General features: G+C 71.3%; 26 protein-coding genes and 1 tRNA gene. 11 read left to right on the top strand and 16 right to left on the bottom strand.

Annotation, left to right across the window (positions count from 1 at the left end):
* Nucleotides 1-77: 77 nt before the first annotated feature.
* The 5 genes from ACIQID_RS11575 (at nt 78) to ACIQID_RS11555 (ending at nt 5,110) form a co-directional block, all read left to right on the top strand.
* On the top strand, nt 78-944 hold the full coding sequence (locus tag ACIQID_RS11575) for a MurR/RpiR family transcriptional regulator (RefSeq protein ID WP_060921606.1): 867 nt from the start codon (nt 78-80) through the stop codon (nt 942-944).
* Between the two features lie 2 nt (nt 945-946).
* Nucleotides 947-2,122, top strand: a complete 1,176-nt coding sequence (locus ACIQID_RS11570) for an exo-beta-N-acetylmuramidase NamZ domain-containing protein (RefSeq protein WP_400285006.1) — start codon at nt 947-949, stop codon at nt 2,120-2,122.
* Nucleotides 2,123-2,185: 63 nt separating this feature from the next.
* Nucleotides 2,186-2,674, top strand: coding sequence for a DUF3253 domain-containing protein (locus ACIQID_RS11565; RefSeq protein WP_259952476.1), 489 nt, complete (start codon nt 2,186-2,188; stop codon nt 2,672-2,674).
* A gap of 70 nt (nt 2,675-2,744) precedes the next feature.
* Nucleotides 2,745-4,151: an MFS transporter gene (locus tag ACIQID_RS11560; RefSeq protein WP_331201413.1), complete on the top strand. Its 1,407-nt coding sequence runs from the start codon at nt 2,745-2,747 to the stop codon at nt 4,149-4,151.
* Nucleotides 4,152-4,192: 41 nt separating this feature from the next.
* Nucleotides 4,193-5,110: a cation diffusion facilitator family transporter gene (locus ACIQID_RS11555; RefSeq protein WP_071329309.1), complete on the top strand. Its 918-nt coding sequence runs from the start codon at nt 4,193-4,195 to the stop codon at nt 5,108-5,110.
* A gap of 6 nt (nt 5,111-5,116) precedes the next feature.
* On the opposite strand, the gene ACIQID_RS11550 is transcribed toward ACIQID_RS11555, so the two are convergent.
* The gene (locus ACIQID_RS11550; protein WP_400285001.1) at nt 5,117-5,674 is read right to left on the bottom strand and encodes a MarR family winged helix-turn-helix transcriptional regulator; all 558 of its coding nucleotides are present in this window, start codon (nt 5,672-5,674) and stop codon (nt 5,117-5,119) included.
* A 126-nt stretch (nt 5,675-5,800) separates the two neighbouring features.
* Between ACIQID_RS11550 and ACIQID_RS11545 the strand changes: the two genes are divergently transcribed.
* Entirely contained in the window at nt 5,801-6,577 is a 777-nt protein-coding gene (locus ACIQID_RS11545) for a MarR family winged helix-turn-helix transcriptional regulator (protein WP_400284998.1), read from the top strand.
* A gap of 355 nt (nt 6,578-6,932) precedes the next feature.
* Here the strand turns inward: ACIQID_RS11545 and ACIQID_RS11540 are convergent, their stop codons facing one another.
* Both ACIQID_RS11540 and dcd read right to left on the bottom strand, forming a co-directional pair.
* Complete coding sequence (locus ACIQID_RS11540; RefSeq protein ID WP_400284995.1) at nt 6,933-7,406, bottom strand: hypothetical protein; 474 nt, start codon at nt 7,404-7,406, stop codon at nt 6,933-6,935.
* 1 nt (nt 7,407) lies between these two features.
* Complete coding sequence (dcd, locus tag ACIQID_RS11535) at nt 7,408-8,013, bottom strand: dCTP deaminase (protein WP_025102697.1); 606 nt, start codon at nt 8,011-8,013, stop codon at nt 7,408-7,410.
* Between the two features lie 86 nt (nt 8,014-8,099).
* On the opposite strand from dcd, the gene ACIQID_RS11530 reads away from it, so the two are divergent.
* Nucleotides 8,100-8,173, top strand: a tRNA-Gly gene (locus ACIQID_RS11530).
* A gap of 174 nt (nt 8,174-8,347) precedes the next feature.
* Nucleotides 8,348-10,378 (top strand): MMPL family transporter, encoded by a 2,031-nt coding sequence (locus ACIQID_RS11525; protein ID WP_400284992.1) that lies wholly within the window; start codon nt 8,348-8,350, stop codon nt 10,376-10,378.
* Nucleotides 10,379-10,402: 24 nt separating this feature from the next.
* Here ACIQID_RS11525 and ACIQID_RS11520 read toward each other — a convergent pair whose 3' ends face one another.
* From ACIQID_RS11520 to ACIQID_RS11505, 4 genes are all read right to left on the bottom strand, one after another.
* Nucleotides 10,403-10,963, bottom strand: coding sequence for a dihydrofolate reductase family protein (locus tag ACIQID_RS11520; RefSeq protein WP_400284989.1), 561 nt, complete (start codon nt 10,961-10,963; stop codon nt 10,403-10,405).
* A complete protein-coding gene (locus tag ACIQID_RS11515; protein WP_400284986.1) occupies nt 10,960-11,574 on the bottom strand; it encodes a DUF1684 domain-containing protein in 615 nt (204 codons plus the stop codon). Before ACIQID_RS11515 ends, ACIQID_RS11520 begins: the two co-directional genes overlap by 4 nt.
* 40 nt (nt 11,575-11,614) lie before the next feature.
* Complete coding sequence (locus ACIQID_RS11510; RefSeq protein ID WP_312674628.1) at nt 11,615-12,247, bottom strand: phosphatase PAP2 family protein; 633 nt, start codon at nt 12,245-12,247, stop codon at nt 11,615-11,617.
* A gap of 87 nt (nt 12,248-12,334) precedes the next feature.
* Entirely contained in the window at nt 12,335-13,144 is an 810-nt protein-coding gene (locus ACIQID_RS11505; protein WP_400284982.1) for a sugar nucleotide-binding protein, read from the bottom strand.
* A gap of 50 nt (nt 13,145-13,194) precedes the next feature.
* On the opposite strand from ACIQID_RS11505, the gene ACIQID_RS11500 reads away from it, so the two are divergent.
* Entirely contained in the window at nt 13,195-14,226 is a 1,032-nt protein-coding gene (locus tag ACIQID_RS11500) for an FUSC family protein (RefSeq protein WP_312674625.1), read from the top strand.
* Nucleotides 14,227-14,286: 60 nt separating this feature from the next.
* On the opposite strand, the gene ACIQID_RS11495 is transcribed toward ACIQID_RS11500, so the two are convergent.
* A complete protein-coding gene (locus ACIQID_RS11495) occupies nt 14,287-14,940 on the bottom strand; it encodes an MIP/aquaporin family protein (protein ID WP_136052277.1) in 654 nt (217 codons plus the stop codon).
* Between the two features lie 171 nt (nt 14,941-15,111).
* Between ACIQID_RS11495 and ACIQID_RS11490 the strand changes: the two genes are divergently transcribed.
* Nucleotides 15,112-16,467, top strand: coding sequence for an APC family permease (locus ACIQID_RS11490; protein WP_400284977.1), 1,356 nt, complete (start codon nt 15,112-15,114; stop codon nt 16,465-16,467).
* Entirely contained in the window at nt 16,454-16,663 is a 210-nt protein-coding gene (locus tag ACIQID_RS11485) for a hypothetical protein (RefSeq protein WP_062637928.1), read from the top strand. Before ACIQID_RS11490 ends, ACIQID_RS11485 begins: the two co-directional genes overlap by 14 nt.
* 67 nt (nt 16,664-16,730) lie before the next feature.
* Here the strand turns inward: ACIQID_RS11485 and ACIQID_RS11480 are convergent, their stop codons facing one another.
* The 8 genes from ACIQID_RS11480 to ACIQID_RS11445 all read right to left on the bottom strand — a co-directional run bounded on the left by ACIQID_RS11480 (nt 16,731) and on the right by ACIQID_RS11445 (nt 24,984).
* Nucleotides 16,731-17,501, bottom strand: coding sequence for an SDR family NAD(P)-dependent oxidoreductase (locus ACIQID_RS11480; protein WP_400284974.1), 771 nt, complete (start codon nt 17,499-17,501; stop codon nt 16,731-16,733).
* On the bottom strand, nt 17,498-18,112 hold the full coding sequence (locus ACIQID_RS11475; RefSeq protein WP_400284971.1) for a nucleoside/nucleotide kinase family protein: 615 nt from the start codon (nt 18,110-18,112) through the stop codon (nt 17,498-17,500). Before ACIQID_RS11475 ends, ACIQID_RS11480 begins: the two co-directional genes overlap by 4 nt.
* A gap of 66 nt (nt 18,113-18,178) precedes the next feature.
* Nucleotides 18,179-19,189 carry a sugar ABC transporter substrate-binding protein gene (locus tag ACIQID_RS11470; protein ID WP_136052281.1) on the bottom strand — a complete coding sequence of 337 codons (1,011 nt, stop codon included), beginning with the start codon at nt 19,187-19,189 and terminating at the stop codon, nt 18,179-18,181.
* 49 nt (nt 19,190-19,238) lie between these two features.
* Nucleotides 19,239-20,282, bottom strand: coding sequence for an ABC transporter permease (locus ACIQID_RS11465; protein WP_312674620.1), 1,044 nt, complete (start codon nt 20,280-20,282; stop codon nt 19,239-19,241).
* A gap of 2 nt (nt 20,283-20,284) precedes the next feature.
* Nucleotides 20,285-21,784, bottom strand: a complete 1,500-nt coding sequence (locus tag ACIQID_RS11460) for a sugar ABC transporter ATP-binding protein (RefSeq protein ID WP_210676004.1) — start codon at nt 21,782-21,784, stop codon at nt 20,285-20,287.
* Complete coding sequence (locus tag ACIQID_RS11455) at nt 21,781-22,836, bottom strand: NAD(P)-dependent alcohol dehydrogenase (protein WP_312674616.1); 1,056 nt, start codon at nt 22,834-22,836, stop codon at nt 21,781-21,783. Before ACIQID_RS11455 ends, ACIQID_RS11460 begins: the two co-directional genes overlap by 4 nt.
* Nucleotides 22,837-22,876: 40 nt before the next feature.
* Nucleotides 22,877-24,334, bottom strand: a complete 1,458-nt coding sequence (locus tag ACIQID_RS11450) for an FGGY family carbohydrate kinase (protein ID WP_400284965.1) — start codon at nt 24,332-24,334, stop codon at nt 22,877-22,879.
* The gene (locus tag ACIQID_RS11445; protein ID WP_312674612.1) at nt 24,331-24,984 is read right to left on the bottom strand and encodes an SIS domain-containing protein; all 654 of its coding nucleotides are present in this window, start codon (nt 24,982-24,984) and stop codon (nt 24,331-24,333) included. Before ACIQID_RS11445 ends, ACIQID_RS11450 begins: the two co-directional genes overlap by 4 nt.
* Nucleotides 24,985-25,061 lie beyond the last annotated feature (77 nt).

Raw genomic sequence — 25,061 nt, 5'->3', positions numbered from 1 at the left:
TGGGCAATCTCTTACAAAAATGCAAGCGTTTCTGAAAATTCCTACCGAGTGTGCACCCGACCTGCCATCATGGGCTCGTGCCGAACAGTGTCGTGACAGCCATCCATCAGCGCCTCTCCGCGCTCACCCCCACGGAACGCCGCATCGCCGAACGCGTGCTCGCCGAACCGCAGGCGGTCCTGGAGAACTCCATCACCCGACTCGCCGAGGAGTGCGGGGTGTCGGTCGCCAGCGTCGCCCGCTTCACCCGCAGCCTCGGGTTCCCCGGGTACCCCGACCTGCGGATCGCCCTGGCCGGAGAGCTCACGCGGAGCGCGTCCGAGCGCGAGCGCTTCCAGGTGTCCGCGGGCGATGTGAGCCGCCACGACGACGCCGCGACCACGGTGCGCAAGATCGCCTTCGCGGAGGCCGAGGCCATCGAGCGCACCGCCCGCCAGCTCGACATCGCCGAACTGGAGCGGTGCGTCGCCGCGGTCCGCGGCGCGCGTCGCATCGACATCTACGGCGCGGCCTCCAGCGGACTCGCCGCGCAGGACCTCGAGCAGAAGCTCCATCGCGCCGGCCTCGTCGCCCAGGCGCGGACCGACCACCACCTCGCTCTCACCGGCGCCGCGCTCCTGGACGATCGGGACGCCGCGATCGCCATCTCGCACTCCGGCCGCACCCTGGAGATCGTGCAGGCGGCCGAGGTGGCCGCCGCCGCCGGCGCCACCACCATCGCCATCACCAACAACCCGCGCTCGCCGCTCGCCCGCGCGTGCGCGCACACCCTCGTCACGGCGGTGTCGGAGTCGACCTTCCGCTCCGGCGCGATGGCCAGCCGCATCGCCCAGCTCGCCGTCCTCGACTTCCTCTACACGCGCATCGCCCAGGCCGACTACGACCGGATCTCCGCGAACCTCCAGCGCACGCACGACGCCGTCACCGCTCACAGAATCGATTGATCATGCAGCTCGGAATCGACCGCCTCCTCCACGACGACCTGACGCAGCCGCAGCGGGACCGCCTCCGGGGCGCCCGCCTCGGGATGGTCACGAACGACCTGGCCCTCACCTCGACCCTCGCCCGTGGACGCGCCGGCCTCGCCGACGCCGGCTTCCCGCTCACGCTCCTCTTCGGCCCCGAGCACGGCCTGGACGGCCGGGCTCGGGAGGGAGAGCTGATCGGGGATCTGCGGGACACGCTGACCGGGCTCCCGGTGCGCAGCCTCTACGGCGCGGACGTGCGTCCCGCGGCCGCCGACCTCGCCGACCTCGACGTCGTGCTCGTCGACCTTCCCGACGTGGGTGCCCGTTTCTACACGTACATCTGGACGATGAGCCATGTGCTCGAGGCGTGCGCCGACGCGGGCGTCGCCGTGATGGTGCTCGACCGCCCGAATCCGCTCGGCGGACGCCTGGAGCAGGCCGAGGGCCCGATGCTCGACGAGGCGGCGAACTCGCTCGTCGGACGGTGGACGATGCCCGTCCGCCATGGTCTGACGATCGGCGAGCTCGCGCGACACTGGGTGCGCACGCGCGGGATCGACGTGGAGCTGCACGTCGTCGAGGTGCAGGGCTGGACGCGCGATCAGACCGCCCTCGGCCGGCAGGAGCTGACCTGGATGCCGCCCTCGCCGAACCTGCCCAGCGCCGCGACCGCCCTCCTGTACCCCGGCACGTGTCTGGCCGAGGGCGTGAACGTCTCCGAGGGTCGCAGCACGGCCGTGCCCTTCCGCGTCGTCGGCGCCCCGTTCATCGACGCCGAGGAGTACACGACCGCGTTCGTCGAGCTCGCCCTTCCCGGCGTCACCGCCTCCCCCTACGGCTTCACCCCTCTGGTGCGGGATCACGCCGGCGAGGCCTGCCAGGGACTCCTCCTGCACGTGACCAACCCGGTCGCCTTCCGGCCGGTGCACACCGGCGTCCGCCTGCTGTCCCTGCTCGCCACCCTCTACCCCGAGGCCCTGGCCGAGCGGGCGCTGGTGCCGATGCCCGGGGAGTCCGACTGGTCCCCGCTGGAGAAGCTTTTCGGGGTCGAGGGCGCCTTCCGCCGGATCACGGCGGGCGAGTGGGACGAACCGGAGTCGCTCGCGGTGCCGGACTGGCCGGGGCTCGTCGACGCCGACCTCCTCTACCGCTGACCGGCAGCCGCGCGGACGTCAAGGGGATGGCGGCGCCCGCGGCCGCCGCGCAGGATGGCCGGTATGACGGACGACGGCCCCGCGCCCACCGCGGACGGACACCACATCGTCGTGAACGGCCGTCGGTGGCGCGCCACCGATCCGTCGATCCCCGAGAACCTGCGGCAGGAGCTCGTCGACGAGCTCATGGCCGCACGGCGCGCGGTCAAGGCGGCGGAGCCCGACGCCCGCCGTCGCGTGCAGGATGCGAAGACCGCCCTCGGCGAGCGGGGTGCCCCGTGGTGGGAGGAGCCCTCCGCGGCGCAGGCCGAGGAGCGGATCGCCGCGACGATGCGCGCCCTCACTCGGAAACGCGCGGACTCGTCGATCTGCCCGAGCGACGTCGCCCGCGCGGTCGGCGGCGCGGAGTGGCGCGACCGGATGCCCGACGTGCGCCGCGTCGCCGCCGACCTGGCGTCCCGCGAGGTGGTCGTGGTCACGCAGAAGGGCGAGCAGGTGAGCATCGCCGACGCCCGGGGCCCCGTCCGGATCCGCCGCGGCCCCGCCCTCTGAACGCCCCGGTCGCCCGACGCCGACGGCGCGCCGTCACCGGGCGTTCACCGTCCGCGGCCAGACTTCGACCATGACCTCACCCGATCCCGCGGCGGGCGCCCCCGAGCCCGTGGCGACAGCGAACAGCGGCGCCGTGGCCGTCGTCGGCCTCGATCTGCGCGGAGACACCCCCGCACCTCGGAAGCAGGTGTACTCCTGGGCGCTGTGGGATTGGGCGACGCAGCCGTTCAACACCGTCATCCTCACGTTCGTCTTCACCGCGCTGTACCTCGTCAGCGCCTCGTTCCTGCCGTCGGAGATCGCCGCCCTCGACCCGAGCGACCCGGTCCGCGTCGCCGCGGAAGCCGACCTCGCCTCCGGTCTCGGACTCGGTTCGACGATCGCCGCGCTCGGCATCCTCCTGCTCGCCCCCGTCCTCGGTCAGCGCGCGGACGCCGCCGGACGACAGAAGCTCTGGCTGGGCATCGGCACCGGCGCTCTCATCCTCTGCATGCTGGGACTGTGGTTCGTCGAGCCGCAGCCGGCCCTGTTCTGGCTCGGCGTCGCGCTGATCTCCGCCGGTTCCGTGTTCGGCGAGATCGCCGCGGTGAACTCCAACGCCATGCTCATCGGCATCGCGAACCCGAAGAACGTCGGCCGCATCTCGGGCCTGGGCTGGGGCTTCGGCTACCTCGGCGGCATCATCGCCCTCGTCATCGTCGTCCTGCTCGACACCTTCGACTGGTTCGGCATGTCCACCGACAACGGCCTCGCGTACCGGCTCATCGCCGTGGGGTGCGCGGTCTGGGCGATCGTCTTCAGCATCCCGATCTTCCTCAACGTGCCGGAGCCGTCGCTCGGTCGGCCGGAGCGCAAGGTGGGGTTCTTCCGCTCCTACGTCCTCCTCGTGCAGGACGTGATCGGCCTCTACCGCGACCCGCAGACCCGGTCGACGTTCTGGTACCTGCTCGCCAGCGCCGTGTTCCGCGACGGCCTCGGCGGGGTCTTCGCGTTCGGCGCCATCATCGGCACCGCGGTGTTCCGGTTCGGCACCCAGGACATCATCGTCTTCGGCATCGCCGCGAACCTCGTCGCCGGCGTCTCGACCATCATCGCTGGGCGCCTCGACGACCGCCTCGGCCCCAAGCGGATCATCCTCGGCTCGATCGGATCGATGATCGTCGCCGGCCTCGCCGTGTTCCTGCTCCGCGACGCCGGGTCCCTCGTGTTCTGGATCGGCGGCCTCGTGCTCTGCGCCTTCGTCGGCCCGGCGCAGGCGGCGGCACGCTCCTTCCTCGCCCGCGTCACCCCGGCCGGCCGGGAGGGCGAGATCTTCGGTCTCTACGCCACGACCGGCAGGGCCGCGAGCTGGATGGCCTCGGCCGCCTGGACCGTGCTGATCGTCTCGACGAGCCAGACCGCCTACGGGATCCTCGGCATCGTCATCGTGCTCATCATCGGGTTCCTGCTCCTGCTCCCGGTGAAGGCGCCGCGCTGAGCCCGGGCATCGGACGGGTCGGGCGGGAGTAGCCTGACCCGGTGACCGTCGTCCTCGCCTTCCTCGCCAACATCCTCGTCGCGATCGCGAAGACGGTCGCCGCCGTCATCACCTCGTCCGCGTCGATGGTGGCCGAGGCCGCGCACTCCTGGGCGGACGCGGGGAACGAGATCTTCCTGCTCATCGCCGACCGGCGCGGCGCGAAGACCAAGGACGCCCGGCATCCGCTCGGCTACGGCCGCAACGCGTTCGTCTGGTCCCTCATCGCGGCGTTCGGCATCTTCACCGCGGGCTCGATCGTCTCGATCATGCACGGCATCCAGGAGCTGTCCGACACCGGCCCCGTGGAGAGCCCGGTCGTGGCGTACATCGTGCTCGGCATCGCCTTCGTCCTGGAGGGGGCGTCGTTCACGCAGGCGATGGTCCGCTCCCGTCGGCTGGCCCAGGAGCGCGGGTCCTCCACGTGGGACTTCGTGCTGGAGACGAGCGACACCACGCTCCGGGCGGTGTTCTTCGAGGACTCCGCCGCCCTCATCGGCCTCGTGCTGGCGGGCGGATCGATCCTCCTGCATCAGCTCACCGGTGTCGCCGCGTGGGATGCGATCGGGTCGATCCTCGTCGGGATCCTGCTGGGCGTCGTCGCCGTGATCCTCATCGGACGGAACATCGCGTTCCTCGTCGGCACGTCGGTGTCCCCCGCACTGCGCTCGCGGGTGGGCACGGCCCTCCTCGGCATGGACGACATCGAGCGGGTCACCTACCTGCACATCGAGTACGTGGGGCCGAACCGGCTGTTCCTCGTCGCCGAGGTCGACCTCGCGGGCGATGCACGCGAGCACGATGTGGCCCGGCGGCTGCGGGAGGTGGAGCGGCGGATCGAGGCGCACGACGCGGTCGAGACCGTCGTGCTGTCCCTCTCGGTGGACGACGAGCCCTCGCTGGACTTCGCCCGCGCGTGAGGCCGGTCAGGCGCGCCAGTTGTCGGCGAGCTTGGTGAGCAGCCGCGCGAGCTCCGTGCGCTCCTCCGGGGTGAACGACTCGAGCGCGCGACCGAGCAGCTCGCGGCGTTCGCCCCGCATCCCGCGGGCCAGTCGGCACCCCTCGTCGGTCAGCGCGATGCGGGTGCGGCGGGCGTCGTCCGGATCGGCCTCGCGCCGCACGAATCCGGCCTGCACGCCCTGCTGCACGAGCCGGGACGCCCGCGGCTGATCCACGCCGATCGCCTGCCCGAGCGCACTCACGCTGAGGGGTTCCGGCGCGGCGGCGAGGGCTTCGAGCATGCGGAGACGGGCCGGTCCGCCGAGGCGGCCGCCGTCGGCCATCCACGGCGGCATCCCCGGGTGGCCGCGGTGGTGGGCGAAGTGCTCGCGCGGGTCTCCGTGGGGCCCGTGCCCGTGTGCACCGCGGGGCCCGCCGTGCTCGCGGCCGCCGGGTCCGGGTCGGCGTCCGCGCAGTCGGGCGAGCGCCTGCGCGATCGCTTCGGCGGCGTCGGGGGACGCGGGGTCGATCGGATCGGTGGCCATGCCCCGATTTTACATGCAGCTTGACATGCGTTTACTTTTCATGTCACACTGCATGTACATGCACAGTGACATTGATATGTCGGATGACATCCGTCATCGGTGCACCACAGACCATGAAGGATCACCATGAACACCACTGCAGACAGCACTTCTGACAACACCTCCCGCCCGTTCGGTTTCTGGCTCCAGGCCGTCGACCGCCTGATGGCACAGGACTTCGCCACCGCTTTCGCCGCGGAGGGCGCGACCCGCCGCGACTGGCGGCTGCTGAACGTCGTCGACGGGTCGGTCCCCGCGCGCCGCCCGCTGCACCCGCACAAGCTGCACGATCTCGTCGACCGCGGCTGGGTCGAGGCGGACGGCGACGGATGGGCGCTGACCGACGAGGGCCGCGCGGCGAAGGAGCGCCTCGGCGCCACCGTCGACGGCATCCGTGCGAAGGTCGCCGGCGCGGTCTCCGACGAGGAGATGGCGACGACCCTCGCGGCGCTCGAGAAGATCGCCCGCGCCTTCGGGTGGGACGAGGAGACGCCTCTCCCCCGGAAGCAGCGCCCCGGGTTCGGCTTCGGCCCCCGCCACGGCTTCGGCCGCGGGGGCTTCGGCCCCGGGCACGGCTTCGGGCACGAGCGCGGCTTCGGCCCCGGGCACGGCTTCGACCCCCGGCACGGTTTCGGCCCCGGGCACGGCTTCGGTCGTCACGACGGCGAGGAGGACGGCGGGTACCGCGGGCGCGGTCACCACGACGGCCACGACCACCGCGACCACCGCGACCACCGCGACCACGGTCACGCACACCGCGGCCACGGCCACGGCCACGGCCACGGCCACCGCGCGCAGCGGATGGCGGAGCGCGCATTCGAGCGCGGCTTCGACGCCGGATTCCACCGCGGCCACGCCGCCTGACCTCACCTCCCCGAAGCGCCCCACCGGAACCCCGGCTGGGGCGCTTCCGCGTGCCGCGCCACCCCCTCCGGGATCACTATTGCCCCTCCCGAGCGCACCGGAGGCACGTCTTCGATCCCCCACCCGAGGCCCCGCGCGTTCCGCACTCGAGACAAGATCAGAAACGTCCCTCCAGAGCGCTCCCCCGGCACGCTTTCGATCCCGCGATCTGCGCCGCGCCGCGCCGGGACCCGGGCCCGGGGCGGGGCGGCGGGGGACGTTCCGGCCTCGGACGGGATCAGAAACGGCCTTCCGACGCGGGATCGCGGCACGTTATCCGTCCCGTACCGGCGACCCGTCCGCTGCCTTCGGAGCCCTACAACCGGGTCGGCAGGAAGCCCGCGCCCGGGCCGGCGGCCGCGAACGGCAGCCCGACAGTGGCGATCAGCACGACGAGCGTCACCACGGCCGCCGCGAGCAGGAGGAAGAGCACGACGAAGACGACGATCGCGAACACCCGGTAGCTACCGGTGTCGGCGACCTCCGGGGCGATCGACCGCTGCGCCCAGTCGTCCGCAGCCGCCGCGGGCTGCTCGCCCTGGAGGATCGCGGGCGTCGGACGGGACCGCTCCGAGCGACGGGTCGGTGCTGGAAGCGCATCGCCTGCCGCGTCCGGTGCCGTCAGCAGCCCCTCCGGGATCGGTGTCTCCGGTGGGGGCGGCGGGATCACGGCGTCGGCCGGCGGGATCACCGCGTCGGCGGGAGCGATCTCCAGCCCCGACTCATCCGGCAGCGCCGCCCCCTCGGGCACCGCGGACTCGTCGGAACCCGTCCCGCTCGCGTCGCTCATGTCAGCCTCCGACGGCTCCGATGTCAGTCACACCCACGTCGGTGCGGTGGAAGTTCTGGAACGACCGGGACGCCGTCGGACCCCGCTGACCCTGGTAGCGGTTGCCGTAGGGACCGGAGCCGTACGGGTTCTCCGCCGGCGAGGTGAGCCGGAAGAAGCAGAGCTGGCCGATCTTCATGCCGGGCCACAGCTTGATCGGCAGCGTCGCCACGTTCGCGAGCTCCAGCGTCACATGCCCGGAGAAGCCCGGGTCGATGAAGCCGGCGGTCGAGTGGGTGATGAGCCCGAGGCGACCGAGCGACGACTTCCCCTCCAGCCGCGCGGCGATGTCGTCCGGCAGGGTGACCTGCTCGAACGTGGCCCCCAGCGCGAACTCGCCGGGGTGGAGGATGAACGGCTCGTCCGGGTCGACCTCGATCAGCCGCGTGAGCTCCGGCTGGTCGACCGAGGGATCGATGAACGGGTACTTGTGATTGTCGAAGAGGCGGAAGTAGCGGTCCAGCCGCACGTCGATGCTCGACGGCTGGATCATCTCCGGCGCATGCGGTTCCAGGCCGACGCGGCCGGAGGCGAGTTCTGCTCTGATGTCGCGATCGCTGAGAAGCACGGCACAAGCCTAGTCATGAGCGCCTCACGCTTTGGCCATCCGGCCCGCGACAGGTAGGCTTGCTCCACCTGCTCTCGGGCGGGTACGGGGCTGTAGTTCAATGGTAGAACTTCTGCTTCCCAAGCAGACAGCGCGGGTTCGATTCCCGTCAGCCCCTCCACTTCTCTGATCCTCGCCTCGATGCGACCGGTTCGGCGTGCCCGACCCCGCCCGACCGACATCCATCGAAAGAGGGAGACTTCCCTCCATCGTCTTGACGATGTCGCCGTACGACGCTCCTGGTGGAGTGACAGGTATGGCAGATTCTCGCGCTCTTCGGCGCTTTCCCGAGTGGATGACCTCCCGTGGCGGCGCATGGATCACGCTCGGCGCGGTCCTCCTGATCATGATGACTCTCTTCGGCCTGTTCGGGTCGGCGAAGGCACCCGCCGGCAACGAGCAGGCCCCCGCGGGGTCGGAGTCGGCGCGCACGAGCGCCCTGTTGGCGGAGTTCCCGAACGCGGATCGGCAGTCCGTGACCGTGGTCGCGTCGCGCGACGACGGCGCGACGCTCTCGGCACCGGACGTCGACGCGCTCGAAGGCCTCCTCCCGGTGCTCGGCACGCACGCGGACGCGGATCCGACCGGGCCTCTCGTGAGCGAGGACGAGAAGGCCGCGGTTCTCGTAACGCCGATCGCGGTCGGCCAGACGAGCTCCGACACCGCCGCGGTGATCGCGGCGCTGCGGGCCGACATCGACGAGCACGCACCGGACGGGATGACCCTGCTCGTGACCGGCGGACCGGCCTTCGGCGCCGATATCGCCGCCTCCTTCGAAGGCGCCGACTTCACGCTGCTCCTCGTGACCGTCCTGATCGTCGCCGTGCTCCTCATCGTCACGTACCGGTCACCGGTGCTGTGGCTGCTGCCGCTCGCCGCCGTCGGCCTGGCCGACGGACTCGCCGGACGACTGACCGCGGCTGCCGGTTCCGCGTGGGACCTGCAGTTCGATGCCGGGATCATCAGCGTCCTCGTCTTCGGCGCCGGGACCAACTACGCCCTGCTCCTGATCTCGAGATATCGGGAGGAGCTCACCACCACGACGGACCACCGCCGCGCGCTCAGCACGGCCTGGCGCCGGACCGCTCCGGCGATCCTCGCCTCGAACCTCACGGTCGTCCTCGCCCTCCTGACACTCGCCCTGGCGGTGATCCCCGGCACGCACGGACTCGGCGTCTCGTCCGCCATCGGGCTGCTGGTCGCCCTCGCATCCGTCCTCTTCCTGCTGCCTCCCCTGCTGGCGGTGTGCGGACGGAAGGTGTTCTGGCCGTTCGTCCCTCGTCCCGGCGCTGCCACACGGCGCGGCGGGGTGTGGCGGACGATCGCGACGCGTGTCGTGAGCCGGCCGGTCGTGAGCCTCCTCGGGGGTGCGGCCCTGCTGGCCGTGATGACGGTCGGCCTCGTCGGGACGACGGTCGGGCTTGACCAGGTCGACAAGTTCCGGGTCCCGTCCGAGTCCGCGACGGGTCTCGAGGTGCTCTCGAACCACTTCCCGGCCGGAGAGGCGCAGCCGATCCTCATCGTCACGGACAGCGGTGAAGCCGAAGCCGTCCTCACCGCGGCGCGCGACGTGGAGGGCATCGTCCGCGCCACTCCTGTCGGGACGACGGACGATGGGAAGCTCACGAAGATCCTGGTGACCAGCGAGTATGCGCCCAGTACCGACGAGAGCCTGGCTCAGATCACGGATCTCCGGGACGCCGTGCACGACGTGCCGGGAGCGGGGGCTGTCGTCGGCGGCGCGGTGGCGACGGATCTCGACGCCCGTGCCGGGAACCTCGCGGACCTCGGCGTCGTGGTGCCGCTGGTGCTGGCGGTGAGCTTCCTGGTGCTGGCGTTCCTGCTGCGGTCGCTGGTCGCGCCGCTGCTGCTGCTCGCCGTCAACGTGGCGAGTGCCGTGGCCGCCATCGGCGCCGGGGCCTGGCTCAGTCGCGTGCTGTTCGGGCAGCACGCGCTCGATCTCCCGGTACCGCTGCTGGCCTTCCTGTTCCTGGTCGCCCTCGGCATCGACTACACGATCTTCCTCGTCCATCGCGCCCGGAACGAATCGGCGCTGCGGGGCACCCGGGACGGCATGGTGGAAGCGGTCGCCCACACCGGCGGAGTCATCACAAGCGCCGGGATCGTGCTCGCCGCCGTGTTCGCGGCGCTCGGCGTCCTGCCGCTGGTCACCCTCGGGCAGCTCGGGCTGATCGTCGGGGTCGGCGTGATCGTCGACACCCTGGTGGTCAGGACCGTGATCGTCCCGGCGCTGTTCGCCCTCGTCGGCGACCGCATCTGGTGGCCGGGGCGACCGGCCTCCGGACGCAACGCTGACGCCGGCTGATTCGTCGGGGTCGCTGTGCGTCGCTCACGCCACCGGACGGTACCGCTGCGCGACGGCGCCGGAGCGGAACTCCCGCCGCTCCACGAGTTCGAGCCGGAGACGCTCGTGCACGCCGTCGAGCAGCCGGGGACCATGCCCCGCGACGACCGGATGGACGACGAACAGGTACTCGTCGATCAGCCCGAGGTCGGCGAGCGCCGCGGGCAGCGCCACTCCGCCGACCGACAGACCCTCCCCCGGTTGATCCTTCAGCGCCCGCACCGCCTCCGGGAGATCGCCGCGCACGAGGTCCGCGTTCCAGTCGACGGCATCGAGCGTCGCCGACACCACGTGCTTCGGCAGGCGATCGATGGTCTCGGCGAAGGGCGTCTCCCACTCCTCCATCCAGTCCGGCCAGACCCCGGATTCCGGACGCCGCCACGCGGCCCGCATCATGTCGTACGTCACCCGGCCGTAGAGCAGAGCGTCGGCGCGTTGCAGCTCCGCGGTCCAGAAGCGCATCGACTCCTCGTCGGGCGGGAGTCCGGCCTCGTGAAGGCAGCAGCCGTCGAGCGTCACGTTGATCGCGTACCGCAGCGGTCTCATCGGAGCTCTCCGACCGGGATCGGCACCGTCAGCACGTTGCCGGCCGGCGCGAGCGGGCACGCCCACGCCGGGTCGTAGGCGCAGGACGGGTTGTACGCGAAGTTGAAGTCGAGCACGAGCGTGCCGCGGCGCGGGTCGGCCCCGAGGTCGGCGCCTTTGATCGTGTCGATGAGGTACCGCCCGCCGCCGTACGTCCCCCCGCTCTGCCCGGCGGAGGCATCGCGCACCGGCACGAACAGGCCGCCGCCGTAAGAGGCGAGCCGCCACACGTCGAGAGACCCGACGTCAGGGATCTCCACGACGCCGACGCGCTCGAACGGCACGATGCCGTCCGTCCCCGTGGCGAACTCGAACGTGGCCGGGTCGGTGTCGAGGATCGGGAGCTCGAACCGCCAGGAAGGGTCGTACGAGGCGATCGGCAGCCCCTCGAACAGCGCCCTGTCCTGCGGGAGGAGGGGCGTCGCCGCGTGCCGCAGCAGCAGCTCGTCGCGCTCGATCCGCCACAGCTCGTGCGCCTCCTCCGGGGAGTCAGCCCGTCGCACCGCTTCGTACAGGGCGAACACCCGCCGCCGCCAGTCGACGACCTCGACGGCCGTCTGCGCATTCGTCATGCGCCCACGGTACGCCGGAGGACGGACGCTCGGAATGGTCTCAGTCCCCCGATGCCTGACGCTCGCGCCGTGCGGCAAGGCCCACCGCGGCGAGCACGACGACGCCCGTGATGACCACCCCGAACGTCGCACCCAGTGCGATGTCGTGCACGTAGTGCACGCCCTGCATCACGCGGCCCACCGCGACGAGCCCTGCGAGGGCGAGCGCCGCCCACACCATCCACACCCGGCCCACGGCGACGGCGATCACGACCACCGCGCCGAACGCGAGCGTCGCGTGGTTCGAGGGGAGGGACCAGTCGCCCACCGGCGGGCATTCCCCGGCGCTCGGCCACCGCAGGCAGGGACGCGGCTGTGCGAACAGGAGTTTCGCACCCTCGCTCGCGACGTAGGCGACCACGACGCCGAACGCTGCGGCCGCGACCGGGAGACGACGGTCCGGCCGTCGGAACCAGGCGAAGAGGATGGCGGCCGCCGTCGCGGCGGCGAGCGCGGCGAGCCCCACCTCGGAGACGAGCTCGACGCGCGGGAGGTCCGTGCCGAGGCCCGCCAGCCATCGGGTGCCGACGACGCTCAGGCTCCCGGGCATCGGGAGCAGGAGCAGCACGGCGGCGAGCCCGAGGGCGGCGAGGAGCGGGAGGAGGGCGCGACGGGACAGGGGCGTGGACGGCATGCTCTCGACGCTAGGCCGGACCGCTGCGCGGGGACATCGGCCGCCGGACGGAGAGACCTCCGCCTCGGGGTGTATTCCGCGCCACTCCTACCGCGGGGCGGTCATCTCCGCGTAGCCGTCCTCGTAGGTCGGGTAGTCGAGCCCGCCGAGGACCGCATGCACCAGCGAGCCGTCGTAGACGAAGCCGCTCGCCGCACCGCCGTCGTCCGGGGGCACGGGCACGCCGAGGCGGTCGGCGAGGAAGGCCACGACGTCTCCCAGCGGAGCGGGCGCCTGGTCGACGGCGTGCACGAGCGCCGGGGGCTCCGGCACCCGCAGCAGGAGGTCGAGGATGCGTACGAGATCGGTCTCGTGGATCCGGTTCGTGCGCCGGCGGTGCGTGACGGGAGCGCCCTCCCTGACCTTCCGGAGGAGGAACTCGCGCCCGGGACCGTAGATGCCCGCAGGCCGCACGACCACCGCGTCGAAGAGCTCGACGGCCGCCTTCTCGCCGTCCCGCAGACCGCGGCCCCGGTCTGTGGTGGGCACCGGCTCGACCCGCTCGGTCACAGGCTCGGAGCTCCCGGCGCCGTCGAACACCCCGGTGGACGAGACGAAGACCGCACGCGCCGGCCGGGCCGGCAGCGCCGCCGCGAGGTGCGCGAGCGCCGTGCGATACGACGACACGTCCGGACCGGGCGGCAGGGTCATCACGACCGCATCGACCTCGGGCAGCGGCGCGGTGAGCGGAACGGTCAGGTCGGCCGAGATCGCTTCGACACCGTCCGGCACGGGCCCGTCACTGCGGCGGAGGGCCAGGACCTCACCGCCGTCCGCGAGGAGCAGCGGAGCGAGCCGGGTGCCGAGCTTCCCGAAGCCGACCAGGAGGGTGCGGCGCGGCGGAGGCGGAGTGGTCATCCCTCCCACCCTCGCACATCGCCGCCGAGCGACGGACGTAGGCTTGATCGGTGACGGAATCGCAGGGGCGGGTGTGGACGGGGGTCCTCCGCGTCGGTCCGCACCGCGGGGATCACCGGGTCGCCCTGCGCGCCGCCGTCAGTGTCGCCGTCCCGCTTCTCGTGCTGTGGGCCGTCGGCCGGCTCGATCTCAGCATCTATGCGAGCTTCGGTGCCTTCGCCGCGCTCTACGGCCGGCACGACGTCTTCCGCGACCGGATCCGCATGCAGGCCAGCGCCGGCGGCGTGCTGCTCGGCGCGATGCTGATCGGCACGGCCCTGTCGGTCCTCGCTGCACCCGCGGTGCTGAGCATCGTCGTCGTCGCACTCGTCGCCGCGGCCGTGACCCTGCTGGCCTACGTCCTGCAGTGGCACCCGCCCGGTCCGCTGTTCACGGTCTTCGCGACCGGGGCGTGCGCGACCATCCCCGCCACCGGCGCCTCCTTCGGCGCGGTCCTGCTCGTCGGCGGGGCGAGCGTGCTCTTCGGCCTCGCGCTCACCGCCCTCGTCGCCGTCGTCACCCGGACCACGGCGGAGGCGGCACCGAAGGCGCGCCCGTCCGTCGGGCCGGTCGCCGCCGAGATGGCCGCTTCGGTCGCCGCCGCGATCGTCGGAGCGGGCGTCGTCGGCCTGCTCCTCGGCGGCACCCACTGGTACTGGGCGGCGGTCGGCGCGGTGGCGGCGGTCAGCGGCGCGCAGCTCAACGCCCGCGTGATCCGCGGCATCCAGCGCCTCGTCGGCACGCTGCTCGGCGTGCTGGTCGCCGCCGGGATCCTCGCCCTCGACATGCCGCCGCTCGCGGTGATCGCCGTCGTCGTGGTCCTGCAGGGGACGGCCGAACTGTTCATCGGCCGCAACTACGGCATCGCGATGGTGTTCGTCACCCCGCTCGCCCTCCTGATGGTGCACCTGGCCGCACCCACCCCGGTCGCCGACCTGCTGACCGACCGCGTGCTGGAGACGATCATCGGCGTCGTGGTCGGGACGGTCGTGGCCGTCACGTCCGCGGCGCTGCGTCGCCGGAGCCGACGCCGCCGCCGCTGAGGGCCGACACGACGAAGCGCCGCACCCCGGCAGGGATGCGGCGCTCCGCAGGGTGTGCTTCTACTCGGCGTCCGCCGCGATCTTCCGCGCATCGTCGGCGTTGAGCACGCGGAACAGCAGGGCCGCGATGATGGCACCGACCGCGGGAGCCACGATGTACAGCCAGAGCGAGCCCCACGCGAAGTGCCCGCTGACCGAGAGGCCGAGGGCCACCGCGGGGTTGAATCCGCCGCCCGAGATGGAGCCGACCGTCGCCGCACCGACGAAGACGGTCGCACCGATCGCGAGTCCGTAGAACGAGTTGCCCGCCGTGTCCTTCGAGGTGGCGGAGTTCAGCACGACCCAGACGAGGATCAGCGTGAACAGCGCCTCGACGAGGAATGCCGGGCCGACCTCGATGACCATCGCCTTCTCGCCGGCCGGCCAGACGGCGAGGGCCACGAGAGCCGCGAGCGCCCCGCCGGCGAACTGCGCGACGAGGTAGGAGACGAAGTCGGCGACGCTGAGCCCGCCGCGCAGGAACACGCCCAGCGAGACCGCCGGGTTGAGGTGGGCGCCCGAGATGTGGCCCGTGGAGTACACGAGCACCATCAGTGTGAAGCCGATCGCGAGCGGGGTGAGCGGGCTTCCGCTGTTCACCGCGGCGATGATCGCGAGGACGAAGAGGAACGTGGCGACCGCTTCCGCGAGCGCCTTGCGAGGTGTACCGATCATGATGGTGTCCTTCTGTGGGATCGCAGGCGGCCCCCCGTCTCCCCGGAACGGCCCGGGCGACGACCCGCCTTGCGGCACCGAGGATAGCGCGCCGTCCTCTCCCGCTGGCTCATTGGCGGCGGAACTGTCAAGCCCGTCGCCCGCCGGAGTTCCGGACCCTACGGTGCAAGGATGACCGTCCAGACCGAGCCGCGCGCCGAGACACCCACCCGGCTGCGCCGCGCCATCACCGGCCCCCTGTTGTTCGCGTTCATCCTCGGCGACGTCCTCGGGGCGGGGATCTACGCCCTCATGGGGGTGCTGTCGGAGGACGTGGGCGGCCTGCTCTGGGCGCCCCTCGTCCTCGCGCTCCTCCTCGCCATGCTCACCGCAGGGTCATATGCCGAGCTGGTCACCAAGTACCCCCGCGCCGGCGGCGCCGCGGTGTTCGCCGAGCGGGCGTTCCACAGCCCGCTGGTGTCCTTCCTCGTCGGCTTCAGCATGCTCGCGGCCGGGGTGACGAGTGCGGCCGGACTGGCCATCGCCTTCGCCGGCGACTACCTCAGCACCTTCATCGACCTGCCGACCATCCCGGTCGCGATCATCTTCCTCGCGATCGTCGGCCTGCTCAACGCCCGCGGCATCCGCGAGTCGATGGGCGCGAACCTCGTGATGACGGCGATCGAGCTCAGCGGCCTCGTGATCGTGATCGTCGTCGTGGCGGTGTTCGTCGGCGGCGGGGGCGGCGACCTGTCCCGGGCGACGCAGGTGCCCGAGGGGGCGAACGTCGCGTTGGCGGTCCTCTCCGGCGCGGTGATCGCGTACTACTCCTTCGTCGGCTTCGAGACCTCGGCCAACATGATCGAAGAGGTCAAGGACCCGCGGCGCACCTACCCGCGCGCGTTGTTCGGTGCGCTCCTCACCGCCGGTGTCGTGTACGTGCTCGTCGGCATCGCCAGCGCCGTCGCCCTGCCGGCCTCCGAGCTGCAGGAGTCCAGCGGTCCGCTGCTCGCGGTCGTCGAGGCCACCGGGGTCAGCGTCCCGTCCTGGCTGTTCAGCCTCATCGCGCTCATCGCCGTCGCCAACGGGGCCCTGCTGACGATGATCATGGTCAGCCGCCTCACCTACGGCATGGCGGAGCAGAACCTCCTGCCGTCCGCGCTCGGGCGCGTCCTGCCGAAGCGGAAGACCCCCTGGGTCGCGATCCTCACCACGACGCTCGTGGCGATGGGCCTCACGCTGGTCGGAGACCTCGCGACCCTCGCCGAGACCGTCGTGCTGCTGCTGCTCGTCGTCTTCCTCAGCGTCAACATCTCGGTGCTGGTGCTGCGCCGCGACAAGGTCGAGCACGACCACTTCCGCGTGTGGACGTTCGTCCCGGTGCTCGGCGTCGCGTCGTGCATCCTGCTGCTCACCCAGCAGCGCCCGCAGGTGTGGCTGTTCGGCGCCATCCTCCTCGCCGTCGGGGGCGTCCTCTATGCTCTCGCCCGATGGACCCGCAACCGTTCCCAGACCACCGACACGAAGGAGAGCCATGAGCACGCCTGACGACACCGCCGACGAGACGTTCGAGGAGAACCGTCACGACCAGCTGACCTCGGCCCCCGACGCCACGGAGGCCGACGCCGCGCCGCGCGTGGACGTCTCGGAGCACGACGGCAACACCCGCATCGACATCAGGGACGACGCCGAGGTGCGTCCGGGCCCCGGCCCTGGCATGCCCGAGGCCGACGGCGAGGACTGACTGACCCCGTACACGCACGAGCGCCCGCTCTCCTCCCCGGAAGCGGGCGCTCGCACGTGCAGGGCGGTCAGAACAGCGTGTACCCGCCGTCGACCACCAGGACGGTGCCGGACATGAAGCTCGCGGCATCCGACGCGAGGAAGACCACCGACGGGCTGACCTCGCTCGGCGTGGCGTAGCGCTGCTGCGCGGAGTCCTCGATCCAGAACCGTCGGAAGCGCGGCTCGTCCACCGGCGACATGTCGGTCTTGATGTAGCCGGGCGCCACGGCGTTCACGCGCACCCCCGCCGGCGCCCACTCGGCCGCCAGCGACTTGGTGAGGTGGTGCACCGCGGCCTTGGAGGCGTTGTAGGCGGGCTGCATCTGCGGACGGTTGACGATCTGGGCCGAGATGGAGCCGACGTTCACGATCGATCCGGAGCCGCGCGCCACCATGTGCGCACCGACCGTCTGCGACAGTCGCCACAAGGCGGTGAGGTTCGTGTCGATGACGTGCGCCCACTCGTCGTCCGTCACCTCGAGCGCCGGGCGGTGGATGCAGGCGCCCGCGTTGTTGATGAGGATGTCGAGACGTCCGCCCACGGCCTCGATCGCCTCCGCCGCGATGCGGTCGACGGAGGGACGCTCGGTGAGGTCGCCGAGCACGACCCAGGCCCGCCGCCCGACGGCCTCGATCTCGGCCGCGGTCTCCTGCGCTGCGGCCTCGTCCCGACCGTGGACGACCACGTCGGCGCCGGCCTCGGCGAGGGCACGGGCGAACTCGCGGCCGAGACCGCGGGTGGCGCCGGTGACCAGCGCGGTCTTGCCGGTGAGGGCGAATGCATCCATGACGCTCATGCGTCGTCTCCTTCGTTCAGGGTGATGAGGGCGTCGGCCCGATGCCGGGTCGCGCGGATGAGGACGGCGTTGGGGCCGTCGACGTCGGCCGCCCAGGCGACGGCGTCGGCGTGCGATCTCCCGTACGCCTCGTGGCGGGCGACGAGACGACGCAGCCGCAGGTCCTCGGGCACGTCGAGGTACCAGGTCTCGTCGAGCAGGGGGCGCACGTGCTCCCACCCGTCGGCGTCGTGCAGCAGGTAGTTGCCCTCCACCACGATCACGCGGTCCCGGGCGGAGAGCGGCAGCACCTCGGCGACTGCGGCGTCGATGTCGCGGTCGAACCGTGGGGCGCGCACGTCCTCCCCCGCGCGGAGGCGGCCGAGGAGGGCCGCGAAACCGGCGACGTCGAACGTCTCCGGTGCCCCTTTGCGGTCGCGGAGTCCGCGGCGATCGAGGTCGTCGTTGGCGAGGTGGAACCCGTCCATCGGGAGGACCGGCATCCCGAGCCGCTCGGCGAGGGTGGACTTGCCGGCCCCGGGCGGCCCGACGACGCCCAGCAGGAACGGCCGCCCGTCGCGGGACAGTTCCCGCACCCGGGTCAGGGCATCGGCGGCGGTGAGTGCGTGCATCAGCGGTCCTCGGCGGTGGTCGGGCACGGATCGGGGAGCGGGCGGGCGCCCGCTCCCCGACCGGTGTCACTGGTCGAGCAGTCCGGCGTCCTTGTACAGGTCGATGTACTCCTGGACGCCGTCCTTCGTGATGAGCGGGTTGCCGATGTCGACGTTCACCTCGTCCTCCGCGCCCGTCAGGAGATCGTGCACGGCCTTGAGGTTGAGCTCCGCCAGCTCGCGGGCGTTCTGCAGGGAGGTGGCGGTCATGGTGCCCGCCTCGATCAGCAGCACGGCCTCAGGGGTGCCGTCGACGCCGTAGGCGAGGATGCCGTCGAAGCCGCCCTTGCCCTTCACCGCCTCCAGCGCGCCGGAGGCCATGTTGTCGTTCATCGAGATGATCGCGTCGATGTCGGAGTTGGCCAGCGACCAGTCCTCCATCAGGGTCATCGCCTCGTCCTTGTTCCAGTTCGCGATGTCCTCGGCGACGATGGTCACGTCAGGACGCTCGGCGAAGAACTCCTTCTCCCAGGCGTCGCGGCGGGCGGTGCTGTGGAAGTTGCCGGCCGGGCCGTTCAGCACCACGACGTTGGCCCCGTCCGGGATCTGCTCCACCGCGAGCTCGGCGACGACCGCGCCCTGCTTGTAGGGGTCGGCGTCGACCGAGTCGCCACCGGTCAGGCCCTCGACGCGCGGGTTGGTCGTGATGGTCACGATGCCCGCGTCGATGGCCTGCTGGATGTACGGCAGCTGGGCGTCGGCGTTGTTGGCCTGGACGATGATCGCGTCGAACTTGTTCGCGATCGCGTTCTCGATCATCTTGTTCTCGATCTCGTCGTCGGCCTGGCCGTCGAAGACCTCGAGGGTGATGTCGTCGTACTCGCCGGCGGCCGTCTTCATCTCGTTCGCGAGCCAGGCGGCGAACGAGTCGGCCTGCGCACGGGCGATGTACGCGACGCGGTACTCGTCCTTGTCCTCGGAGCCACCGCCTCCGCCGTTCCCGGTCGGGTTCCCGGTGGTGACGGCGCAGCCGGCGAGGCTGATCGCCGCGGCGGCAGCGGCGCCGAACGCGATGATCCTGCGGGTAAGACTCTTCATTGTCTTCTCCTGTTTCTCTGGGTGGGGTGAAGCGGTCGGGTGGGAGCGGTCAGGACGACGTCCTGCCGCCTCCCGGGTCGGATGAGGATGCGGAGGCGGAGGCTCCGACGGGGAAGGGATCGCCCTTCGCGTCGGACTTGAGGATCGTGGTCTTGGCCTTGCCGCGCTTGCTGAACACGTCGTAGGCGACGGCGACGACGATGATCGCGCCCATCACGATCTGCTGGATGTACGAGCCGATCCCGATGAGGTTCATGATGTTGCCGAGGATGCCGACGATGAGCGCACCGGCGAGGGTGCCCATCACGGTGCCGACGCCGCCGGAGAAGCTCGTGCCACCGATGATCGGGGCGGTGATGGCCTGCAGCTCGTAGCCGACGCCCGCGTTGGGGAGACCGGCGTTGACGCGGGACATGAAGATGACACCGGCGATGCCGACCAGGGCGCCGTTCACGAGGAACGCCTGGTACTTCACGCGCTCCACGGAGATTCCGGCGGCGCGTGCCGCCTCCTCGTTGCCGCCCACCGCGTAGACCGAGCGGCCGTACCTGGTCTGGTTCATGAGATACCAGATCACGATCGTCACGCCGATCAGCACGAGCACCGGGATCGGCAGCCAGCCGAGGTTGCCCTGGCCGATGAGGATGAAGTCGCCCAGCTGGAGGACGTTCTGCCCCTGGGTCAGCTCCAGCACCGCGCCGCGGGCCATCAGCATCATGCCGAGCGTCACGATGAACGCGGGGGTCTTCAACGTCGCGACGAGGAAGGCGTTCACGAGGTTGCAGAGCATGCCGATGAGGATCCCGGCGAGGATCGCGAGCAGCAGGTTGCCCGTCGACTTGTAGACCAGCACCGACACGACACCGGCGAACGCCATGACGGCGCCGGCGGACAGGTCGATCATGCCGCCGATGATCAGCGTCATCGCCCCGAAGGCGAGGATCGTGATCACCGCGACCTGGCGCAGCACGTTGAAGATGTTGTCCGAACTCAGGAAGTTCGGGCTCAGGAAGCTCGCCGCGACGATCACCACCAGCAAGATGATGTAGATCGAGAAGCGGTTCACCTCGAGTCTCTTCAGTGTCTGGAGCATTGTCATGCCACCTCGATTTCATTCATGGCGTAGGTGAGGATGGTTTCCTGCGAGAACTGATCGGGCGTCAGCTCCGCGGTGAGGCGTCCGGCCGACATCACGTAGATGCGGTCGCACATGCCGATGAGCTCGGGGAGCTCGGACGAGATCATGAGGATGCCGCGCCCCTGGCGGGCGAGCTCGGTCATGATCTTGTAGATCTCGAACTTCGCACCCACGTCGATGCCGCGCGTGGGCTCGTCGAGGAGGAGCACCTTCGGATCGGCGATCAGCCAGCGGGCCAGGAGCACCTTCTGCTGGTTGCCGCCGCTGAGGTTCGCGATGCGTGTCTGCAGGCTCGGCGCCTTGACGTTCATCTTCCGGAAGTACTCGGTGACGAGCTCCTCCTCCTCCCGTCGCCGGGCGAAGCCGCCGTGGATCACCTTGCGGAGGCTGGCGAGGGTGGCGTTCTTCATGATGCTCAGCTGCGGGACGATCCCGACCAGGCGGCGGTCCTCGGACAGCATCGCGACACCCGCCTTGATCGCCTGGGTCGGGTTCTTGATCTTCACGGTCTGCGTGTCGACCTCGATCTCCCCGGCGTCCAGCTTGTCGAGGCCGAACACGGCGCGGATGACCTCGCTGCGCCCGGCGCCGATGAGCCCGGCAAGCCCGACGATCTCGCCGGCGCGGATGTGCAGGTCGATGTCCTCGAACATGTGCTCGGCGGACAGCCCGGTGGCCCGGAAGACCGTGTCGCCGATCTCGACGTGCTCCTTCGGGTAGGACTGGTGGTCGAGGTCACGGCCCACCATCTGCGCGATCACCTGGCTCGACGTGATCTCGGAGGCCGGCTGCGAGCTCACCACCGTGCCGTCCCGCAGCACGCTGATGTCGTCGGCCAGCTCGAAGACCTCGTCCATCTTGTGCGAGATGTAGATGATCGACTTGCCCTGGGCGCGCAGGTCGCGGATCTTCGCGAAGAGCGACTCGACCTCCTTGTGCGCGATCGCCGAGGTCGGCTCGTCCATGATCAGCACGTCCGCGCTGTGGTACACGGCGCGGAGGATCTCGAGCGTCTGGATCTCCGACACGGTGAGGGTGCCGAGGCGGCGGTTGATGGAGAAGTCGAGCCCCTCCTCGGCGAGGATGCGCCGGGCCTCGCTGCGGATGAACCGCCAGTCGACCTTGCCGAACTTCATCGGCAGGCGGCCCAGGAAGAAGCTCTCGGCGATGGTCATGCCGGGCACGTAGTTGAGCTCCTGCGAGATCATGGCGATGCCGCGAGCGCGGGCGTCGATGGGGTTCTTGATCCGCACCTCCTCGCCGCGCACCCGGATGGTCCCGGCGTCGGGCTGGTAGATGCCGTTGATGATCTTCATCAGCGTCGACTTGCCGGCGCCGTTCTCTCCGCACAGGGCGTGGACGGTGCCGGGACGCACGTCGAACGAGACGTCGTCCAGGGCCTTCACCCCGGGGAACGACTTCGAGACGCCCTCGACGGACAGCAGGGTCTCGGTCATGACGCCGCCTTCACGGCGGGCTCGTCGACGCGCCGGACGCGGGGCAGGACGATGCGCTTGAGGGAGTCGATCGATCCCTCGCCCGACAGCGCCTCTTCCACCTGCTCGATGCCGTACACGTGGGTCACGAGCGAGTCGAGCTCCACCTGACCGGATTCGAGGAGCGCGCGGGCGATGGGCCACGTGCCGGTGTACCGGAAGATGCCGGTGACGTTGAGCTCGCGCATGGCGACCTCGGGCACCGACAGCGGGAACTCGTCGGCGCTGCCCACGAGCACGACCGTGCCGCCGGCGCGGGTGGAGCGGATGCCGTTGACGATGGCCGGCGTCGCGCCGGAGGCGTCGATGAACACGTTCGCCTCCAGCTCCACCGTGGAGTCGGCGGCCGGATCGATCGTGCGCGCGCCGTAGGACGCGGCGAGCTCGCGGCGGGCGGGGTTGATGTCGGCGATCACGACGTCGACCGCACCGAACGCCTTCGCGACCTGCGCCGTGATGATGCCGATGGGACCGCCTCCGGCGATCAGCACGGTGTCGCCGACCTTGATGCCGCCCTTCTGCGCGGCCGCGATCCCGACCGACAGCGGCTCCATGAGGGCGGCGGCGTGATCGCTGATCGCGTCGGGGACGTCGTAGGCGAAGTCGTCCTGGATGAGCACGTAGTCGCAGAACGCGCCGTCCACGGGCGGGGTGGCGTAGAAGGCCATCTGCGGGCAGAGGTTGTAGTCGCCAGCCCGGCAGAAGTCGCAGCGACGACAGGGCCGCTGCGGCTCGATGGCGACGCGCCGGCCGATCCGCGCCGGGTCGACGTCCGCACCCACCGCGACGATGCGTCCGCTCACCTCGTGGCCGAGGATGAGCGGGCTGTCGACGACGTACGGGCCGATGCGGCCGTGCTCGTAGTAGTGCACGTCGGAGCCGCAGACGCCGACGCTGGCGACCTCGATCAGCACCTCGTCGGCCGCGGGGACCGGGACGGGGCGCTCCTCGAGCGCCAGGTCCTTCACCCCCCGCAGCACGCTGGCGGTCATGGTGGTGGGGATCTCCGTCATGGGTGTCCTCTCTCTCCTGTGGAAGCGGGCATGCGTCCGCCTAGAACCGTCGGCCGTCGGCCTGGAGCTCGGCGAGCTCGAGGTAGCGGTCCGCGATGTCGGTGCGATCGGCGGCGGGGGCGGTGACGGAGGTGATCTCCGGTCGCCACTGCGCGGTCACGGCGGCGACCGTGGTCCCGCGCCACACGGCCGCGGCCTGCACGGCGGCGCCGCGCGCGGTGCCCTCGGGCGCGTCGACGGTGTGCACCGGGCGACCCGTGAGGTCGGCGATCACCTGGCGGTAGGCGAGCGACCGCGCGCCGCCGCCGATGGCGATGGTGTTCCCCGTCACCGGGATGCCGAGGTCGGCGAGGGCCCGCTCGCCGCGGACCAGGCCGAGCACGACGCCCTCGAAGGCGGCCAGGGCGAGCTGCTCACGGCTGGTCGCGGTGGTGAGTCCGGCGAGCATGCCCCGCGCGGCGGGGAGCCGCGGCGAGCGCTCCCCGTCGAGGTAGGCGGCGAGCACGGGACGCTCGGGGTCGAGCGGCGCGTCGAGGGCGAGGGCCGTCAGCGTGGCATGGTCGACGGCGAGCAGCCGCGCCATCGTGTCGGTGACCTTGGTGGCGTTGAGCGTGCAGACGAGCGGCAGGTACCCGCCGGTGACGTTGGCGACGCCGTCGACGGCTCCGCGGGGGTCGACGATCGGGTCGGGCGTGGTGGCGAACACCACGCCGGAGGTGCCGAGGCTGTAGGCGATGTCGCCGGCGCCGAGACCGATGCCCTGCGCCGCGAGGTGCTGGTCGCCTCCGCCCGCGCTGACGACGGCCGCAGGATCGATGCCCAGCGCCGCAGCGGCCTCGGGGAGGATGCGGCCGGCGGCCTCGTCGGGTCCGAGGACCTCGGGCAGCAGGGCCGCCCAGTCGCGGGGTCCTACGCACTCGTCCAGGATGTCGGTGCGCCACCGCCCTGCGGCGGCCGCGTAGTAGCCGGTGCCCGAGGCGTCGGAGCGGTCCGTGACGTGGCGGCCGGTGAGGCGGAAGGTCAGCCAGTCGTGCGGCACGGCGAGGTGACGGGTGCGGTCCCACGTCTCGGCATCCGTCTCCGCGAGCTGGACGAGCTTGGGCAGGGTGAGCGCCGCCGACGGCACGACGCCGATCTGCTCGGCCCACCACGCCGCGGGGCGGGCCTGGACCAGCGCGGCCGCCTGACCGGCGGAGGTCGTGTCGTTCCACAGGCGCGCAGGGCGCAGCACGCCTCCGTCGGCGCCGGAGACGACGAGTCCGTGGCACTGCGCCCCGACGCCGACGCCGACGATGCGGACGTCGTGGTCGGCCCGCGCCGCGGCCATGGCGAGGACGAGCGCCTCCCACCATGCCTGGGGGTCCTGCGTGCTCACGGGCGGGTGGGTGATCGGGTGCGGCGCCCGGCCGGTGCCGATGAGGGCTCCGGTCGTGGCGTCCCTGAGCTCGACGGTGCAGGACTGCGTCGAGCTGTCGACTCCGGCGACGACGTCGATCATCGCGCACCTCCGCCGGGAGCGGGGATGACGATGCGCGCGGGGTCCGACGGCAGGTCCTCGAGGCGACCGACCGCACCGGCGGGGTGGGTGGTCATGAACTCCGCCCACGTGTACCCGCGGCCGCGCATGAGCACCTCGGCGAGCGCGTCGCCCCAGGCGGACTGGGCGATGGTGATGCCGGTGGCCACGATGCCGCCGATGTCGGCGGAGGGCGACACCGCGACGGCCACACTGTGGTCGGCGAGCTGCGCCAGCGGGGTCGTGTGGCTCCGGGTGAGCGCGATGACGCGGGCACCGCGACCGCGGGTGATGCGGGCGAGCTGCACGACCTCGTCGGAGGCCCCGCCGTTCGAGATGAGCAGGACGACGTCGTCGGCCGTGATCGCTCCGGACGCGCCGTGAAGGCCGTCCATCGGGGAGAACGGCAGTGCAGGAGTGCCGGTGACGGACAGGATGTGCGCCATGCGACGGGCCACGGTGCCGGACGTTCCCGAGCCGCCGACGAAGAGCTTGCCCGCACCGGCGAGGATCAGCGACGCGGCGGTCACGAGGGTGTCGTCGATCGTGTCGATGAGCGCCGTCACGGCATCGGCCTCGGCCCGCAAGCGCTCGCGCGCCACCGCCAGGATGTCGTCATTGACCGTCAACACGTCTCCTTTGATCGCGCGTGAAGATTCACTTCGCTCATCTGTGATGCTTGGATGTACGTTTGAGCATAGGAAAGCGG

This window comes from Microbacterium sp. NPDC091676 (genome assembly GCF_044756645.1).
GTDB lineage: Bacteria > Actinomycetota > Actinomycetes > Actinomycetales > Microbacteriaceae > Microbacterium > Microbacterium paraoxydans_D.
Note: the sequence above shows the minus strand (reverse complement) of the source record. Positions and strands in the feature narration are given on the sequence as shown.

Bases quoted from the DNA above. Each gene is read 5' to 3' on its own strand.
- ACIQID_RS11495 (WP_136052277.1), bottom strand. From the start codon at position 14,940: ATGATCGGTACACCTCGCAAGGCGCTCGCGGAAGCGGTCGCCACGTTC.
- ACIQID_RS11450 (WP_400284965.1), bottom strand. From the start codon at position 24,334: ATGATCGACGTCGTCGCCGGAGTCGACAGCTCGACGCAGTCCTGCACC.
- ACIQID_RS11565 (WP_259952476.1), top strand. From the start codon at position 2,186: ATGACGGACGACGGCCCCGCGCCCACCGCGGACGGACACCACATCGTC.
- ACIQID_RS11520 (WP_400284989.1), bottom strand. From the start codon at position 10,963: ATGAGACCGCTGCGGTACGCGATCAACGTGACGCTCGACGGCTGCTGC.
- ACIQID_RS11475 (WP_400284971.1), bottom strand. From the start codon at position 18,112: ATGCACGCACTCACCGCCGCCGATGCCCTGACCCGGGTGCGGGAACTG.
- ACIQID_RS11540 (WP_400284995.1), bottom strand. From the start codon at position 7,406: ATGAGCGACGCGAGCGGGACGGGTTCCGACGAGTCCGCGGTGCCCGAG.
- ACIQID_RS11550 (WP_400285001.1), bottom strand. From the start codon at position 5,674: ATGGCCACCGATCCGATCGACCCCGCGTCCCCCGACGCCGCCGAAGCG.
- ACIQID_RS11560 (WP_331201413.1), top strand. From the start codon at position 2,745: ATGACCTCACCCGATCCCGCGGCGGGCGCCCCCGAGCCCGTGGCGACA.
- ACIQID_RS11470 (WP_136052281.1), bottom strand. From the start codon at position 19,189: ATGAAGAGTCTTACCCGCAGGATCATCGCGTTCGGCGCCGCTGCCGCC.
- ACIQID_RS11570 (WP_400285006.1), top strand. From the start codon at position 947: ATGCAGCTCGGAATCGACCGCCTCCTCCACGACGACCTGACGCAGCCG.
- ACIQID_RS11460 (WP_210676004.1), bottom strand. From the start codon at position 21,784: ATGACCGAGACCCTGCTGTCCGTCGAGGGCGTCTCGAAGTCGTTCCCC.
- ACIQID_RS11515 (WP_400284986.1), bottom strand. From the start codon at position 11,574: ATGACGAATGCGCAGACGGCCGTCGAGGTCGTCGACTGGCGGCGGCGG.
- ACIQID_RS11490 (WP_400284977.1), top strand. From the start codon at position 15,112: ATGACCGTCCAGACCGAGCCGCGCGCCGAGACACCCACCCGGCTGCGC.
- ACIQID_RS11485 (WP_062637928.1), top strand. From the start codon at position 16,454: ATGAGCACGCCTGACGACACCGCCGACGAGACGTTCGAGGAGAACCGT.
- ACIQID_RS11525 (WP_400284992.1), top strand. From the start codon at position 8,348: ATGACCTCCCGTGGCGGCGCATGGATCACGCTCGGCGCGGTCCTCCTG.
- ACIQID_RS11545 (WP_400284998.1), top strand. From the start codon at position 5,801: ATGAACACCACTGCAGACAGCACTTCTGACAACACCTCCCGCCCGTTC.
- ACIQID_RS11480 (WP_400284974.1), bottom strand. From the start codon at position 17,501: ATGAGCGTCATGGATGCATTCGCCCTCACCGGCAAGACCGCGCTGGTC.
- ACIQID_RS11505 (WP_400284982.1), bottom strand. From the start codon at position 13,144: ATGACCACTCCGCCTCCGCCGCGCCGCACCCTCCTGGTCGGCTTCGGG.
- ACIQID_RS11510 (WP_312674628.1), bottom strand. From the start codon at position 12,247: ATGCCGTCCACGCCCCTGTCCCGTCGCGCCCTCCTCCCGCTCCTCGCC.
- ACIQID_RS11465 (WP_312674620.1), bottom strand. From the start codon at position 20,282: ATGCTCCAGACACTGAAGAGACTCGAGGTGAACCGCTTCTCGATCTAC.
- ACIQID_RS11455 (WP_312674616.1), bottom strand. From the start codon at position 22,836: ATGACGGAGATCCCCACCACCATGACCGCCAGCGTGCTGCGGGGGGTG.